At 58.7% G+C, this 13,688-nt stretch carries 11 protein-coding genes; 8 read left to right on the top strand and 3 right to left on the bottom strand.

Going from position 1 to position 13,688, the window contains the following annotated elements:
- Nucleotides 1-22 precede the first annotated feature (22 nt).
- Both hemF and B9A24_RS16560 read left to right on the top strand, forming a co-directional pair.
- Nucleotides 23-964, top strand: a complete 942-nt coding sequence (gene hemF / locus B9A24_RS16565; protein ID WP_394334643.1) for an oxygen-dependent coproporphyrinogen oxidase — start codon at nucleotides 23-25, stop codon at nucleotides 962-964.
- Nucleotides 965-989: 25 nt separating this feature from the next.
- Complete coding sequence (locus tag B9A24_RS16560; protein WP_084447131.1) at nucleotides 990-1,571, top strand: phosphatase PAP2 family protein; 582 nt, start codon at nucleotides 990-992, stop codon at nucleotides 1,569-1,571.
- Nucleotides 1,572-1,621: 50 nt separating this feature from the next.
- On the opposite strand, the gene B9A24_RS16555 is transcribed toward B9A24_RS16560, so the two are convergent.
- Nucleotides 1,622-2,089 (bottom strand): hypothetical protein, encoded by a 468-nt coding sequence (locus B9A24_RS16555; RefSeq protein ID WP_084447130.1) that lies wholly within the window; start codon nucleotides 2,087-2,089, stop codon nucleotides 1,622-1,624.
- 527 nt (nucleotides 2,090-2,616) lie between these two features.
- Nucleotides 2,617-3,207, bottom strand: coding sequence for a riboflavin synthase (locus tag B9A24_RS16550; protein ID WP_084447129.1), 591 nt, complete (start codon nucleotides 3,205-3,207; stop codon nucleotides 2,617-2,619).
- Between the two features lie 246 nt (nucleotides 3,208-3,453).
- On the opposite strand from B9A24_RS16550, the gene B9A24_RS16545 reads away from it, so the two are divergent.
- From B9A24_RS16545 to B9A24_RS16525, 5 genes are all read left to right on the top strand, one after another.
- A complete protein-coding gene (locus B9A24_RS16545; RefSeq protein ID WP_084447128.1) occupies nucleotides 3,454-4,071 on the top strand; it encodes a sigma-70 family RNA polymerase sigma factor in 618 nt (205 codons plus the stop codon).
- A 350-nt stretch (nucleotides 4,072-4,421) separates the two neighbouring features.
- Nucleotides 4,422-5,612, top strand: coding sequence for a FecR family protein (locus B9A24_RS16540; RefSeq protein ID WP_084447127.1), 1,191 nt, complete (start codon nucleotides 4,422-4,424; stop codon nucleotides 5,610-5,612).
- Nucleotides 5,609-8,686 carry a TonB-dependent receptor gene (locus B9A24_RS16535; protein ID WP_084447126.1) on the top strand — a complete coding sequence of 1,026 codons (3,078 nt, stop codon included), beginning with the start codon at nucleotides 5,609-5,611 and terminating at the stop codon, nucleotides 8,684-8,686. The genes B9A24_RS16540 and B9A24_RS16535 overlap by 4 nt, the downstream gene beginning before the upstream one ends.
- A 152-nt stretch (nucleotides 8,687-8,838) precedes the next feature.
- Nucleotides 8,839-9,747, top strand: a complete 909-nt coding sequence (locus B9A24_RS16530; RefSeq protein ID WP_084447125.1) for an AEC family transporter — start codon at nucleotides 8,839-8,841, stop codon at nucleotides 9,745-9,747.
- A gap of 154 nt (nucleotides 9,748-9,901) precedes the next feature.
- Nucleotides 9,902-11,203 carry a cation:dicarboxylate symporter family transporter gene (locus B9A24_RS16525; protein ID WP_084447124.1) on the top strand — a complete coding sequence of 434 codons (1,302 nt, stop codon included), beginning with the start codon at nucleotides 9,902-9,904 and terminating at the stop codon, nucleotides 11,201-11,203.
- A gap of 185 nt (nucleotides 11,204-11,388) precedes the next feature.
- Here the strand turns inward: B9A24_RS16525 and B9A24_RS16520 are convergent, their stop codons facing one another.
- Nucleotides 11,389-12,936 carry a sugar transferase gene (locus B9A24_RS16520; protein ID WP_234997394.1) on the bottom strand — a complete coding sequence of 516 codons (1,548 nt, stop codon included), beginning with the start codon at nucleotides 12,934-12,936 and terminating at the stop codon, nucleotides 11,389-11,391.
- Nucleotides 12,937-12,997: 61 nt separating this feature from the next.
- Here B9A24_RS16520 and B9A24_RS16515 point away from each other — a divergent pair, with 61 nt between their 5' ends.
- Nucleotides 12,998-13,651, top strand: coding sequence for a protein-L-isoaspartate(D-aspartate) O-methyltransferase (locus B9A24_RS16515; RefSeq protein WP_084447123.1), 654 nt, complete (start codon nucleotides 12,998-13,000; stop codon nucleotides 13,649-13,651).
- Nucleotides 13,652-13,688 lie beyond the last annotated feature (37 nt).

Genomic DNA, 13,688 nt, shown 5'->3' with positions numbered 1-13,688 from the left:
TTCAATACTGAACAGCCAACCTTTGGCAAAAACTCCAGCCGCTGCCCTGGCCGGTCCGCTTCGCGCCGCTGTCGAAGACTGGATGCGGGCCTTCCAAACGCGTCTGTGTGCCCAGCTGGAAGCGGCCGACGGTGGTGCGGCTTTCCACACCGACGCGTGGGAGCGGCCCGGCGGCGGCGGCGGCGTATCACGGGTACTGGAAAATGGGGCCATTCTGGAAAAAGGCGGCGTGGGTTTTTCGGCGGTGCACGGCGAAATGAGCGCCCAGGCGGCCAAGGTGCTGCTCATGCCCGACCCGCACTTTTTCGCCACGGGCGTGTCCGTAGTCATGCATCCACGCAGTCCCAGGGTGCCCATTATCCACATGAACGTGCGCTATTTTGAGGCCGGCAACGGCGAGGCTTGGTTTGGCGGCGGCATCGATCTGACGCCGATTTACGTGGATGAAGCCCAGGCCCGCTGGTTTCACCAAACCCTGAAAACCGCCTGTGACCGGCACGACACCACGTATTACCCGCGCTTTCGGGAAACGGCCGACGACTACTTTTATTTGCCCCACCGGCAGGAAACCCGCGGCGTGGGGGGCATTTTCTTCGACCGTCTGACCGTGGGGCAGCATGGCTCGGCCGACAAGCTTTTTGCCTTTGTACAAGAAATAGGTGACATTTTCGGCCCCACCTATACCGAGCTAATGCGCCAGAATGCCTCTCTGCCTTACGGTCCGCGCGAGGAAAACTGGCAGATGCTGCGCCGGTCGCGCTACGCGGAGTTTAACCTGGCCTTCGACCGTGGCACACGATTTGGGCTGGAAACCGGCGGGCGCACCGAGAGCATTCTGATGAGCCTACCGCCCCGCTGCGAGTGGCATTACGATCAGCAGCCCGAGCCTCATTCGCCCGAAGCGGCAACGCTGGCCTGGCTGCGCAAAGGCGTATTCTGGGCCGAAATGCCCCCCAAGTCCTGACCCCGCCCGTTTACTCACCCGCTCATTGATCGAACGACTTCAAGCCCTAGACCGCTGGCTGCTGATAGCTGCCAATAACAGCCACTCGCCCGGTATGGACGCGTGGATGATCTTTTTCACCGACCGCTTCGTGTGGTTTCCGGCCTACTTCGTGATAGCCCTTGCGCTGGGCTACTTATACAAGCGGCGCGCCCGGCTGCTGCTGCCCCTGTTAGGCCTGAGCGTGCTACTCTCTGATGCCATTTCCAGCCGCGTATTCAAACCCTATTTCGCCCGTCTGCGCCCCTGCCACGACCCCAACTTATCGGAGACGCTGAACCTGGTGCATGGCTGCGGGGGGCAATTTGGGTTTATATCTTCACACGCGGCCAACGCCTTTTCGCTGGCCGTCTTTCTGATTCTGGTGCTGCCGCCCCGCTTTTGGCTGGTCAAGATTTTGTTGATCGTCTGGGCCGTAACTGTTTCGTACACCCGCATGTATCTGGGCGTACATTATCCTTCCGATGTGCTGGCCGGCACGCTGCTGGGCAGCCTCGCCGCCTGGGCATGCGCCAAGTTGTATCAGCTTGGGGTAAAGCGCTGGTGGCACAGTGAGCCAGCCGTCTGAGGTAGCGCCTACTAGGAAGCCGGTAAAGGCCAGCTAGCAGCACCAAACAACTAGGTTAGCTGGCGGCGAAAATGCACGATATGGGCATCGAAGGTGCCGGGATAATCGAAGAAAGCCACGGAGGCTACTTCTACCAAGTCCGGCAACTGCTTCAACACCAACCTGTTATTCAGACTAAACTCATCCTGATACCAGTCGAGCTGGATGTCCTGGCTTTTATGATTGGTTTTTTCCAGCCAGTGCGGAGTTTGGGCATAAGTCAACATTTCTTTAAATAGCTGGCAGCCCACAACCACCATAACGCTGGAAAGCTGACGCGTGGGCTCATTTAGAAGAATGAGCGCCCTAAAGTATTCATGCTGAATGCGCAGCGTAGGATTTCCAGCGGGAGTTATTTCCCGATTAACCTTTTTAGGCAGATTTATCAGATTCATAAGTAGCTGCTGCTCCGTAAATTGGACTTTCAGAATACCAGTGACAAATTCTACGAACAACTGCTCGGCCAGGGGAAGCTTCATGGTAATGCGAATTAGCGACACAGCGCAGGAATTCCACTGCTGTTTGGCGCGGTTCTACTCTTCCTATTTTAAAAGTAATAGCTCAGCAAGCCGTAGCGTAGGGCCTCTCTGCTGTATAGCTATTATTTTCCGTACTCTCTGTCCTCCCCGCCTGGTTGTCGGCCCATGCGCGTGCCTCATAGCGCGAAAATTGTCGCTGAGTGTCGCTAAGAATTGGCAATACGGTTACCGCTCACCTCTGACGGGAGGTGCTAACCCAGAGTAGTCACACCTGCGCTCAGGGCGGGGTCAACCGAAAAACAAGGGCACGGGAGCTTTGCATGGGCTCAGGCAAAGGGATTACTTTATTTCCACGATAGGCTGTCTGCTCTACTGCACAAACAGCTGGCGGCCTGTTATCTGTCTCTACGGTTCAGTTTACGGTACGGTTGCTGCCCGCATGATCTTCGAGTAACTGTATCAACCCAAAAAAGCCCCCCAACCTAAAGAATTCCGGACTGGGGGGCTTTCTTGCGTTGATAAGCTCGCTACTTACCCAGTAGCTTGGCTACGTACTTCCCGACGATATCAAACTCCAGATTTACCAGGTCGCCGGGGTGCAGGTCCTGGAAGGTGGTGTGCTCGTAGGTGTAGGGAATGATGGCCACGCTAAAGCCGTCGTCGGTGCTATCAAAGCAGGTGAGGCTGGTGCCGTTGATGCTAATGGAGCCTTTCTCCACCGTCACGCGGCCGGGGCCGGGCTCGTGGCGAAAGCGGTACACCCACGAGCCGTTCTGGTCAGTTACGCTCTCGCAGGTAGCCGTCAGGTCAACGTGGCCCTGCACAATGTGGCCATCGAAGCGGCCACTGGCCGCCAGGCACCGCTCCAGGTTTACGCGGCGGCCGGGCTGCCAATTGCCCAGGTTGGTTTTTCGCAGAGTCTCATCAATAGCCGTTACGGTGTGGGTGCCGGCTGCCGCGTCCACGGCTACTACCGTCAGGCAGACGCCGTCGTGGGCTACGCTTTGGTCAATTTGTAATTCATGGGCAAAGGCTGTGACCACCGTGAAGTGACGATTGGTGCCTTGCGATTGCACATCGGTGATCGTGCCGAGCGATTCTATTATTCCAGTAAACACGGGGTGCTGCGCTGATTTTTGAGGTACGAATGTACGGCTACCGTAGAAATCGGCAGGGAGTAGGACTCCTAACAACCTGAGGCGAGGAAATGATTTCCAGGTTGTTGCCGAATAGAACCAACCACCCCAACGGGCACCGACCGACAAGCTCCACCGTTCAGCCTGCGAGGCTCGTATACAAATGTACTTTAATTGATAATTTATTATAAATTGTAGAGGCCATTGTAAGCTGGTTTTCATGTATTTATGAGAGTGCTTTCTTCCGCTGCCTCCAACAGCCCGCGGTTTTATTCGGCCTGGGACGATGATGCGCTGGTGTCAGCCTTGGAGTCCGGCGACGAAAACGCCTTCGCCCACATATATGAGCGCTATTGGCAGCGGCTCTACGAGCTGACGCACCGCAAACTCGGCTCCGGAGCCGATGCTGAGGAGGTCGTACAGGACGTATTTGTTGGCCTGTGGCATAAACGATCCGTTGCTCACATTCACAAGCTGGATGTCTACCTGTTTACGGCCGCTAAATACAAGATCATCGACCGCATCCGGTCCCGAATAGCTCATGAGGGCTACGTAGCCTCCGCGGCTCCGCGCTCCGCCCTGGCAGACTGCACAACGGAAGAAATGATGGGCGCGGCCGACCTGTCAGCGGCCCTGGCGGCCAGTGTGGGGAGCTTACCCGCCAATACCCAGGCCGTGTTCCGCCTGAGTCGGGAGCAGTACCAATCAGTGCCGGAGATAGCGGTGCGGCTGAACCTAGCACCCAAAACCGTGGAGTACCATCTCACCCGCGCGCTGCGTTTCTTGCGAACCCGCCTGAAGGATTTTTTAGTATTCCTGCTGCTGTTTTCTCAACTACCTTTTTAGTATAAAAGCAGTTTCGGAAGTCGTTAAAATCACATTAGAATGTCATGCTTCATCTGGCGTCCGCTCGCCGAAGCATCTCTCCCTCTTCGTTAGACGACCCATACGAAGCGGAAGGGATGCTTCGGCGAGCGGACGCCAGATGAAGCATGACCCGAAGTCGACTTTCTGAACAGCTTCATAAACAGTTAAAAAACAACCAGTAGAGTACATATACGCTCCATTCGCCCCCGTTGCGAGCCGAGCATTTTTTATGCCCCCGCCTATTCCTACTAAAAATAGTTCAGGCTTAGGCAAGGGATGAGCACACGAAGTCCGACCTGATAAGGTAGCCCTACTTATTACCATTGAGTATGAAGTCAGAAAACCAAGAGGCTGTATTGCAGCGCTATCTGCGCGGAGAAAGCCCCCCAGACGAGGCAAAGCGGGTGGAGCAGTGGTATGAAGCCCTGGCTGCTTCTCAAACCGAGTTGAGCCTCGCCGATAATGCCCGCTTGAAAGCCAAACTGTGGAATCGGATTGAGACCGTGATTCAGGCCCCAACCTCAGCCCACGAAGTATTTCCGATGTGGCGATTAAACCCGCTTCGTTGGGCCGTGGCCGCGCTGCTGGTGCTGGGTTTAGGCTTCGGCGTGCTGCTACTCCAGCCCCAACGGGCACCGGTGACGGCTGCCCGGCTGGCCGTTCCTCACACGACGCCATCCCTGAGCGCCAACCAATGGATTACGCATACGAATGTTACTTCCCAGGTCGTCCGCCTCGCGCTGGCCGACGGCAGCACCGTGCGCTTGCAGCCACGCAGCACCCTGCGCTATCCTCAACAATTTACCAATGCGAAGCGGGAGGTATTCCTGCAGGGCGAGGCTTTTTTTGAGATTGCGCGCAATCCCGTTAAGCCCTTTCTGGTGGTAACCGACAAGGTCGTAACCACCGTGCTCGGCACCAGCTTCACGGTGCGCGCTTACCCCGAGCAACCCCAGGCACTCGTGATGGTGCGTACCGGCCGGGTGCGGGTAAGTCCGCGCCCATCCGGGGCAGGCAGCGCGGCCGGCCGGATGGCAGCGCCGCTGGAGCTGATGCCTAATCAGCAGGTGGCGTATTCGCCGCAGGTGCTGGAAATGCGCAAGGAGCTGGTTGAGCGGCCGGCCCTGCTTATCCCCCGCCCGTTCGCCTTCGACGACCGGCCGGTAACGGAAGTAATCCAAGCCCTGGAGCATGCCTACGGCGTGCCTATCGTCTACGACGAGGAGGTGCTGATGGGCTGCACCGTGCGCCTGCTCTTCAAAGATGAGCCGATGTTTGAAAAGCTCGATCTGCTGTGCAAAGCGCTGGGCGCTACCTATGAGCGAGCCGGCACTAAAGTCATTTTTCACAGCAAAGGCTGTGGCAACAAACTCCACCCAGCGAATACGTCCTCGGTCGAAGAATTAGTTAAAAAAGCCCCCCGGCACCATCTGAGCCCTGATTCCGGGCTCCGCAGGCTGCTCCATTCATCTCTCAATTCTTACCCTTCAAATCCCACCAAACCCATTCCCACCTCATGAAATCACTTCTACCTCTCACTCACCTTTGCCGGCAGCTGGTGCTGGCGCTGGTGCCGTTCCTCGGGCTGGCCGCGCCAGCAGCGGCGGCCGACCGGACCGAACAGAGCGTACTGGAACAGCATGTAACGCTGCAAGTGCAAGAGCAGCCGGTGCTCACGGCCCTAGCTAGTCTCGAAAATCAGGTGCACACGCGCTTTTTGTACAGCCCACAGCTTATTGGCGCCAACCGCAAGGTGACGGTGCAGGCAGTGGATACGCCGCTCAGTGGCGTATTGCAATCCTTATTCGGACCGCTCCAGATTACCTATGAAGTAGTAAACAGCGGCATTCTGCTTGCGCCCTTGCCTTTGCCCAAAACGGCGGTGGATGCCACCATTACCGGCCGCGTGACCAGCGAAGGCGGGGAGGCTATTCCGGGCGCTACGGTACTGGAGCTAGGCACGAACAATGGCATCAGCACCGACGGCGACGGGCGCTTTTCCATCACCGTCAAGCCGGGCGCTACGTTGGTAGTCTCGGCCATTGGCTTCAAAAGCCAGCAGATAGCCGTGGGCGACCGGACCACGCTGGACGTGCGCCTGCAATCCAGCACTACTGAGCTGGGTCAGGTAACGGTAGTGGGCTCGCGCGGCCTGCCCCGCACCGACGTGGAACGTCCGGCCCCCGTGGACGTACTCAATGCCAAGGAGCTGCAAGCCACCGGCCAGGTTGATCTCGGCCAGCAGGTGCAGTTTAATTCTCCCTCTTTCAACTCCGCCAAAACCGGTGTAAACGGCGTGGCCAATTACGCCGACCCAGCCACCCTGCGCGGCCTCTCCCCCGACCAGGTGCTGGTGCTCGTGGACGGCAAGCGTCGCCACCAGTTTTCGGCCCTCAACCTGAACGTGACCGTGGGTAGCGGCACCGTGGTAACTGACCTGAACGCCGTGCCGTCGCTGGCTATCGAGCGCATTGAAGTGCTGCGCGACGGGGCGGCGGCCCAGTACGGCTCCGACGCTATTGCCGGGGTTATCAACTTGGGCCTAAATAAAAGCACGGGTGTTGCCACCATCAGAACCCAGTTTGGCGTCACGCAGGAAGGCGACGGGACGCAGTACCTGGCGGGGGCCAATTATGGCGTTAAGCTGGGCAAAACCAATCCCGGCTACCTCAATCTGACGCTGCAATACCAGCGTCAGAACCAGACCGACCGCTCGGATAACTACGTGGGGGGCATTTATACGGCCTTCCCGGCCCTGACCGCCGCCAACCCGACGCCCACGCCCACCCAGATTGCCAACGAGAACCGCATGCGGGCCGAGCGGGGCGTGTATCCGCCCGTTGGGGAGCCCTTCAAGGTAGGCGTGTACGGCAGCAACCAGGCCGACATCTACCAGGGTTTCTATAACCTGGGCGTGCCGGTGGGCAGCGCCGGCTGGTCGGTGTACAGCTTCGGCGGGTACTCGCGCAAGGATATTCTGGCCTACGGCTTCTTTCGTAATGCCCAGCCCAACAACGTCAACTACAGCCCCATTCACCCCGACGGCTACCTGCCCGAGCTGCCCGGTCGCAGCGACGACTACTCGGCCGTCGTGGGCCTGAACCGCAAGCTGGCCGGCGGCTGGAACCTGGATTTCAGCACGGGCTACGGCCACAACTACCTCGACCTGTTTGCCAACAAAACAGCTAACCCTTCACTGGGCAACGCCTCGCCCACCGATTTCTACGTGGGCCGCAGCGCCTTTGGGCAGAGCACGAGCGAGGTGAACGTGTCGCGCAACTACGTGGGCCTGTTTGGTACCAAGTCCTTCAACCTGGCCTTGGGCAGCCAGTTCCGGGTTGACCGCTTTGAGCTGGAAAAAGGCAGCCCCGCCTCCTACGAGGTGGGTCCGTTCGCGCTGGCCGCGCCGGCCACGCCTACTTCGCCCGCCCGCACTGCCAAGGCCCCCGGCTCCAGCGGCCGGCCCGGCATCGCCCCCGACGACGAAACCAACACCACCCGCAGCAACATTGGCGTGTACGTAGACGTGGAAAGCGACATCACCGAGCGCCTGCTGGTAACCTCGGCCCTGCGCTACGAGAACTACTCCGACTTCGGCTCCAACATCTCGGGTAAGCTGGCCTCGCGGATGAAGCTGACGGAAGGCATTGCCCTGCGCGGCTCCATCAACCGCGGCTTCCGCGCACCCTCTTTGCAGCAGACGTTCAACAGCGTATCGACCTCCACGGTGCAGGCCGGGGCCATCGTGCAAACCAAGCAGCTGCGCAACAACGACCCCCGCCTCGTGCCGCTGGGCGTAGCCGACCCCAAGGCCGAAACTTCCTGGAACTACAGCCTCGGCGTAGCCGCCCGGCTCACGGAAGATCTGCTCTTCACCGTCGATGCCTACCAGATTGACATTCAGGACCGCATCATCAATAGTGAGCGCCTAGTGAAAAGTGACATTCGGGCCCTGCAAACGCCGGACTTTGCCAACATCAGCGAAATCCGCTTTTTCACCAACGCCATCGATACCCGTACCCGCGGCATCGACCTGGTGACGACTTACAAGTACGATATCAGTGACCGCAGCCGCCTGAGCACCAGCTTGGCCCTGACCTTCAACGCCACCAACATCGTGCGCACCAGCAATACGCCGGCAGAGCTGCAGGCCGGCACCACCAACCGCATTCTGCTCATCGACACAGTCAGCATCGGGCTGATTGAGCAGGCCCAGCCGCGTCAGAAAGTGCTGTTCTCGGTCACCTACCAGGTGGGCAAGTTTAGCCTCACGCCCCGCGCCTCCTACTTCGGGCCAGTAACGGCCTACGAAAAGCCCGCCAATCGCGTGGTAAGCGGAGCCACGGTATACGTACCCCACATCAGCCAGAAATTTGAGGGCAAAACCCTGTTCGACCTGGCGCTGGTGTACACGCCGGTCAAGGCGGTTTCCGTATCCGTGGGTGCCAACAACCTCACCAACGTTTACCCCGACCGGGTGGATGCCGCCCGCTTCGGCAGCTACTCCAATGGCGAAATCCCCTACTCCCGCAACGTAGCCCAGTTCGGCTTCAATGGGGCATATTACTACACCAACGTGACGCTGACCTTTTAGAAAGGGAAGCAATAAAGTCTGTCATCCTGAGGAACGAAGGACCTTATCACAAGTGAGCGACCAGCGAAATGACGACTTGTGCTAATGTAATAAGGTCCTTCGTTCCTCAGGATGACAATTGTTTCTTACCGCTCGCCTCTCACCTTTAAAAAATGACTAACCTCACCTTACTGCTGCTGTGTCTGGGCGCCGGGGCGGCGCTGCGGCGGTGGGGGCTGGTGCCGGTGGGGGCGGCTGGCGTGCTCAACCAGCTGCTGGTGATGGTGTTCATGCCGGCGCTTACCTTTCTGCATCTGGCCGTGGCCCGGCTCGACAGTCATTTTCTGCTGCCGGTACTGGCCCCGTGGCTGATTTTTGGGGCTGGCTATCTGTTCTTTGAGGCCGTGGGCCGGCGAATGAAGCTGTCGCGGGCCACCATCGGGGCCCTGATTCTGACGGGAGGCATCAGCAGCACCTCGTTTGTCGGCTTCCCGATTTTTGAGTTGCTGTACGGGCGCGAAGGGCTGGAGCTGGGCATTATGATGAGCCAGGCCGGCTCGTTTCTGGTGGGCGTCACGCTGGGCGTAGCGGTAGCCTCCTGGTACGGAGCCGCCGAGCCCTCGTGGGGGGCAATGTTCCGCAACGTGCTGCGGTTCCCGCCCTTTCTGGCCTTCGTGCTGGCGATGGTAGCCAACGCGGCCGGGTACCAGCACCCGGAGCTAGTGCGCGGGGTGCTGGAAAAAATAAGCGGCCCCTTTCCGGTTATCGCGCTGCTCTCGGTGGGCTTGCAGATGAATCTGAGAGTGCCGCCGGCGCAGGCCCGCCCGCTGGTGTTGGGCTTATCGTATAAGCTGCTTGTGGCCCCGCTGCTCATCTATGGCCTCTACCAGGCCGCCGCCCATCAGCACGGCCGCGTGGTGGATCTTTGCATACTGGGAGCCGCTATTGGCCCCATGAATACGGCGGCGGTCGTGGCGGAGCGCTACGGCCTCGACCCGCCCCTGGCCGCTCAAATGGTGGGCCTGGGAATTCCGCTTTCTTTGCCGTTGCTGGCACTGCTGGGCTGGTGGTTTACCAAGTAGAGAAGCATAATTGCGTCTTGTCGTTGAATCGAAGATCAGCGCAGCTAACGACTGGCTTTATGGCGTTTAGCCAAAACGCAACTATGCGTCTCTACACCAAGCCGAAAGCTGCTCCAGCTATGTCTCACCTCTCACCTCTCCTCAGGTTGATTTCATGAAAAAAATCGTCACCAACCTTACCTTCTGGGTGCTGACCGCCATCATAGCCGGGGCATTGCTGGGGCACTTCGCGCCCGCCACGGCCGTGAAGATGGACGTACTCGGCAAGGCCTTTATCAGTGTTGTCAAGCTCTTTATCAACCCCATTATCTTCCTGACTATCACCCTGGGTATCAGCAGCATGGGCGATTTGAAGAAGGTGGGCCGGATTGGCGGCAAGGCGCTGCTTTACTTTGAAGTCGTTACCACGCTCGCCCTGGTTATCGGCATTGGCGTGGCCTACGTCATTCAGCCGGGGGCGGGCGTGGTGCCCCAAAATGCCGACGGCGCGAGCATCAATCAATACACCCAGAAAGCCGGTGAGTTTTCCTGGCTTCAGTTCCTGGCCGACAACCTGACCCTGCAAGTCCTGCTCGTATCCATCGTGGGGGGCATTTTTCTGAGCCGCTACGCCCGGCGCCAGCCCGTCATCGACCAGCTTACCTGGGCCTCGCGCTACGTGTTTCTGGGCCTGCACTGGGTGATGCGCTTCGCGCCTATCGGAGCCTTTGGCGGCATGGCTTTCACCATCGGCAAGTACGGCGTCGCGACGCTGATTCCGTTGGGCAAGCTCATGGTGACGGTGTATATCACCATGGCCCTGTTCGTTTTTCTGGTGTTGGGGACCATTTTGCGCTACTGCGGCCTTAAGCTTTGGGCCTTTTTGGGTTATATCAAAGAGGAACTGTTGATTGTGCTGGGTACTTCCTCCTCGGAAGCAGGCTTGCCGGGCCTGATGGAGAAGCTGGAGCGCATGGGCTGCGCCAAACCAGTGGTAGGGTTGGTTGTGCCAGCCGGCTACTCCTTTAACCTCGATGGCACCACCATTTACCTTTCCCTGGCCACGCTGTTTTTGGCTCAGGTGTACAACGTGACGCTGACCGGGGGGCAAATTCTGACGGTAATCGGTATTCTGATGGTAACCAGCAAAGGCGCGGCGGGCGTCACGGGCTCGGGATTTGTGGTGCTGGCCAGCACGCTTACGGCCATCAAAGTTATTCCGGTGGAAGGTCTGGCCCTGCTGCTGGGCGTCGACCGCTTTATGTCGGAGGCGCGCTCCATCACTAACTTCATCGGCAACGGAGTAGCCACCATCTTCCTGGCCCACAACGAAGGCGCCCTCGACCACGCCCAGGCCGAGCGCATGCTGGGCGGTCATACCACCGTCGCGACAGTGGATGAAGCTATTGAGCAGTACGATCCGTCTTTGCCCAATTTGCCGGTAGAGCCCGCTACACCGCGGAAAGAAGTCCTGTAGCAGTCAGCCGGAACGAGGTAGAGACGCGTATTCGCGTCTCAATCGTTGAACGATCGGCACCGCGCCGTTCTGCCCAAACAACGACCACAACGATTGAGACGCGAATGCGCGTCTCTACCTCGTTCCAGCTAGCGCAAACGGCCTTTCACTGGTAAGACCAAGGTATAAACCAGAGCTATACACTATTATTTCCCCCGGCCCTCGATAATGATTTTGAGCGTGTAGAGGAGCACCCGAAAGTCCATGGCCAGGCTCATATTCTCGATGTAGAGAATATCAAATTTAAGGCGTTCGACCATTTGCGGAACGGTTTCGGCGTAGCCGTACTTCACCTGGCCCAGCGAGGTCAGGCCGGGACGGACGCGGTGCAGATGGCGGTAATGGGGGGCAATTTTGGTAATCTGGTTGATAAAAAACTGACGCTCCGGGCGCGGTCCCACGATGCTCATATCGCCCTTAATCACGTTCCAGAACTGGGGCAGCTCGTCGAGGCGCACCTTGCGCATAAAGCGGCCCCAGGGCGTAATGCGCGGGTCGCGGTCGGAACTGAGGGCGGGGCCGCAATCTTCAGCGTCCACATACATGGAGCGAAACTTATATATCCGAAACGGCACCCCGTGGTGCCCGATGCGCTCCTGCGCATAAAAGACGGGCCCCGGCGAGGATAGCTTAACCATAACGGCCGTAATGGCATACCCCGGCCAGGCCAGCAGCAAAAACAAGCCTGAGCCGACTACATCGATCAGTCGCTTCAAAATCTGTTGCCACAGCGGCAGCAAATCCTGCTTTATCTCGATAAGGGGAGTGCCAAACAGGTGATTTACCTTCACCGAGCCCAGCAGCATCTGGTAGAGGTCGGGCAGCACGCTCACGCGGGCGGTCGTGCCTTCCAGCAGCGCCAGCAGCTCCTGAATCATGCGGTGCTCGCTGGGCTCGATGGCAATGACCACCTGCTCGATGTGCAGGGCCCGGATGAGAGCCGGCAGGCGCTGGTAGCTGCCGCGGCGGGGCAGGGCGGCGGCCAGGGCCTCATCTATGGTGTCGCCCACGGGCGTAAATCCGACGAGTTTGAGGCCCAGATGGCGACTGGTACGCGCCAGCTCGTGGTAGGTATCGTGGGCCAGGGCGTTGGAGCCGACCAGCAGAGTATTAAATGAGATTACCCCACCGCGCACCAGCTTCTGCACGCTGCTCACGGCCCAGGTACGCAGCACCGCCGTGATAAAGAAATGCAGCAGGAAGTACGCCGAAATTGTCTTATAATAGAGCTGGTAGCTGCTTACGCCTTCGTCATCGAGCAGGAAAGTGAAGAAAATAACAATCGCCCCAATCACTGATACCCGCGCCAGCCCGATGATTTCAGCCAGGCGGGATTTACGAAAAATGTCGCGGTACTCCCCAATCAGGGCATAGAGGACAAGCCAGAAGGAGGCAATAACGAGGGCCGAGCCGGTGAGCGAGAATAGTACGCTTTCAGTGAAAACGTAGCCCGCATTGATTTCGCTGAGCAGGTATTTGCGCAGCAGAAAAAAACATATCCATGCCAGGAGGGCCGCACCGAAGTCGGCGCCTATCAGCTTCAGCTTTTGGATGGTACGAATCAAGGGCGGACAAGCAAGCCGGACCTCGCGGGCCGGCAACAATAGGTGGTGGGGTGGCAATGGCGACGAAAGCGTAATTTCGCCGTCAGAGCTGCGTTGGGGGGCAATTTTGCTTTCTCTCGGAGTAGTCAAAGGTAGAGCATTAAAGCGGAATTTTCCGGCCTCCTGCCCCTACCTATCCCGTATTCATCTCATGGACGCTAACAGCTACCGGCACCGCGGCCTACGCCGTGCCCTCGTGGAAGAGCTTCGCCGCAAGGGCATTTGCGACGACCGGGTGCTCGCGGCCTTGGGCACCGTGCCGCGTCACCTTTTTTTCGCGCCGGCTTTTCAGACCCACGCCTATCAGGACAAGGCCTTCCCGATTGGCGAAGGCCAGACCATCTCGCAGCCCTACACGGTAGCTTACCAAACCGAGCTGCTCCGCTTAGCACCCCACGACAAGGTACTGGAAATAGGCACCGGCTCGGGCTATCAGTGCTGCGTGCTGCTCCAGCTCACGCCCCACGTCTACAGCATTGAGTACAATCCGGTATTATTTGAAGGTACCCGTAAGCGCCTGACCGCTTTGCATCAGCACGCTCATCTGGTCTGCGGAGACGGTTCGCTGGGCCTACCCGAGCAAGCGCCCTTCGACAAGATTCTGGTGACGGCTGGCTCGCCTACTATTCCGCGGCCGTTGCTGCGGCAGCTGCGCGTGGGCGGCGCGCTGGTTATTCCGGTGGGTGATGCGCAGGCGCAGCGCATGATGCGCGTGGTGAGGGAAAGCGAGGATGAGTTTTCGCGGGAGATATTCGAGGAGTTTCGGTTTGTGCCGCTGCTGGGCCGGGCCGGCTGGGGTGGGTAAGCTGGCCGAATAAAAGAACGTTATAGTATACCATATT

It is taken from the genome of Hymenobacter roseosalivarius DSM 11622, from assembly GCF_900176135.1.
Lineage (GTDB): Bacteria > Bacteroidota > Bacteroidia > Cytophagales > Hymenobacteraceae > Hymenobacter > Hymenobacter roseosalivarius.
Note: the sequence above shows the minus strand (reverse complement) of the source record. Positions and strands in the feature narration are given on the sequence as shown.

Bases quoted from the DNA above. Each gene is read 5' to 3' on its own strand.
- B9A24_RS16555 (WP_084447130.1), bottom strand. From the start codon at position 2,089: ATGAAGCTTCCCCTGGCCGAGCAGTTGTTCGTAGAATTTGTCACTGGT.
- B9A24_RS16515 (WP_084447123.1), top strand. From the start codon at position 12,998: ATGGACGCTAACAGCTACCGGCACCGCGGCCTACGCCGTGCCCTCGTG.
- B9A24_RS16525 (WP_084447124.1), top strand. From the start codon at position 9,902: ATGAAAAAAATCGTCACCAACCTTACCTTCTGGGTGCTGACCGCCATC.
- B9A24_RS16545 (WP_084447128.1), top strand. From the start codon at position 3,454: ATGAGAGTGCTTTCTTCCGCTGCCTCCAACAGCCCGCGGTTTTATTCG.
- B9A24_RS16535 (WP_084447126.1), top strand. From the start codon at position 5,609: ATGAAATCACTTCTACCTCTCACTCACCTTTGCCGGCAGCTGGTGCTG.
- B9A24_RS16530 (WP_084447125.1), top strand. From the start codon at position 8,839: ATGACTAACCTCACCTTACTGCTGCTGTGTCTGGGCGCCGGGGCGGCG.
- B9A24_RS16540 (WP_084447127.1), top strand. From the start codon at position 4,422: ATGAAGTCAGAAAACCAAGAGGCTGTATTGCAGCGCTATCTGCGCGGA.